Here is a 2,311-nt window from a genome sequence, read left to right on the forward strand (position 1 = left end):
GATATTGGTTAAGTCTGGCCCCTACGGCGTTCGGAGATCTTGAACTGGCTTCACCTCGAACGTGTCTGGCTCCCTAGCTGCTTCATCACCTGGCCGCTCCGCCGACGTCGATGCCGACCGCGTGAGCTGGGTGATGAGCTCATCGCGAACGGTTCGTCGAGGGACGGTGGTCTCGTGCCAGCCCAGTCGGTCGTCGAAGTGCCCCTTCTGAAACTGGTCGCCGACGTCGTCGACGGCGACGTACTGCGTTCGCGTCGACCGTCCGACCTGCCGGGAGACGAAGACGGCGCCCACGGCCTCGTGCGTGAGTTCGACGAGGGCACACTCCACGAGCGCGACGACCGACGCGTCATCCCGGTCGGTCGGAACCGTCATCTCGAGGTCCGCCCACGGCGCCTCACTGTCGGTGGTAGTTCCTGCGTGATCCGCTGCCTGTGTCTCGTTGTGTGGTTCTGAAGCCATCGTCTATCGGGGGCACGTGATGCGCCCCGCCACCCCCTCGCGGGGGCGACAGACACCACCGAAACGTACCCGCTCAACCTATGCGCTACATCTGATATGTTTCAGAATCCAATCTATAGGTGATTGCCCCTTGGCCTGAGAGAGCCGGCGGCCTTCGCACACTACATATCGCCTCTTTCTTTGGACGAAACTCGCGATATGCAAGACGATATGACGCCCTCAAATCGAAGGAGAACCCCGTCGGGTCGATTTGAGGGCGTAGAAAACACCTCGACGGGTTCGATGATGACTCGCCGATTTCAAAAATTGCTCGACGGAGGGGTAATAGAGGTAATATCGTGCGTATCAGGATTTACTAGGGCCGCTGCTTCACCTGTTCTGAGTCTCTTGAGGTCTTCCGGCTCGGAACTTCGGATCGTGAAATACCCCAATTCACCCAATTCTGGTTGTGTTAGCCGCTGAAAATTGCTCGACGAGGGTATTGAAGAGACTGTCTTTGGTCTGCAACACAGCTCTCGAATATCTGAGAAAAGTCTATGATTTAGAACTGCCCTTCGGGGCCGGCGGACTGCTCATCGACTTGCTCGTACATCCCATCCGGGAACGGGAGGCTGCCCCAGATCGAATAGGGACACTGGTCTTGGCCGATGCAGTAGCGCTGCAGATCGTCGTTATCGCAGTTCATCGGCAACGGCGTGTCGCCGTCGATCGTGTTCGAAAATTCGTAGCGAATCTGGTACTCGGTCTCCTGCTCATCGTACCACGGCCACCGGGAGAAGACGTCCTTGAGATCCGCGACAATCTCGTCGAGGCTACTGTCCTGATACTGCGGTAGCCACATCACCATCCGCGCGAAGTTGTAGAGGTCCTTCCGGACGGGCTTCTTCTCGTGTAGCCGTTCCTCCATATTCGCCATACAAGGGAGTTCAAAGAGGTCCTCGATTTCCCGGACCTCGATCTGTTCGGCGCCGGTTCCGGCTCGTCCGATTCGGTACGTATTGACGCGTCCGTCGCGGTCGATGGTGACGGCCGAGTGGGACTCGTGGTCGGCCAGCGTCTTCGCGAGACTGCTCGGACTCGATATCCAGTCTGTTACTGAGGATTCCCAGTCATCCTCGGCATCGTACGCCGCAACCGTTCGATAGAGTTCCTTCGCCGTGTGGAACTCACCCGTTTGCGCCACGTCATCGGGGGCGTCGCTCAGGGCCCGTCGGAGGACACGAATCGTCCGTTCTCCACGGTCCCAGTTCCGCCAGATACGCTCGTGGTGGCCGGTCTCGAGGAAGCGATCGATCCGCTCCGTAATCGCTGACTCGTTCGTGGTCAGCCACGTCAACTGGTCGTTGGAGAGCCCGTCTTCTTGCACCCGTAGGAGCTTCTTGAATGCCCGTTCTGCGTAGTCACGATACTTGCTGTCGAAATCACCGACCGGAACGTACAGCTTGTTGTCTTTCACTCGCGTCAGTATCTCACCACTATCGTTTCTCCCCGTCGACGACTTGTCCTCTCGAACGAGGCATTTCCGTGACGCTGCGGCCATCGGGACTTCCAGGTAAAGACCGTCACTGAACTCCGGCATCTCTGTGATGCCCGTACAGACCCGGCCAGGGTGCGGGCCATCCTCGCCGGGTTCCTTACTGTACAGCACCTCGGCGATGTCCTGCTGGAGCGTGCCATCTCCGTGGTTTCGGAGGAGTGATGCGAGGTTATTGACGTACAGCTCTCGGATGTCGTAGAGCACCTGGATGTTCCGGGGCGGCGCGTGCTCAAACTTCGGATGTGCTTTCACACAGATCGCACTCAACGTCGCAAGTACGGCGAGTGTCGCCGGTTCGTCAACGAACGGCTC

General features: G+C 58.6%; 2 protein-coding genes. Both read right to left on the bottom strand.

Annotated elements, in window-relative coordinates:
- Positions 1-21: 21 nt before the first annotated feature.
- Entirely contained in the window at positions 22-462 is a 441-nt protein-coding gene (locus C5B90_RS19740) for a hypothetical protein (RefSeq protein WP_115883617.1), read from the bottom strand.
- A gap of 541 nt (positions 463-1,003) precedes the next feature.
- Positions 1,004-2,311 (bottom strand): primase-associated protein (locus tag C5B90_RS19745; protein WP_115883618.1); only part of this gene is annotated, 1,308 nt, incomplete at its 5' end.

The sequence above is a fragment of the Haloferax sp. Atlit-12N genome (genome assembly GCF_003383095.1).
Classification (GTDB): domain Archaea; phylum Halobacteriota; class Halobacteria; order Halobacteriales; family Haloferacaceae; genus Haloferax.

What these genes read in the sequence shown, in the direction of transcription:
- C5B90_RS19740 (WP_115883617.1), bottom strand. Translation starts at nt 462, where the DNA reads ATGGCTTCAGAACCACACAACGAGACACAGGCAGCGGATCACGCAGGA.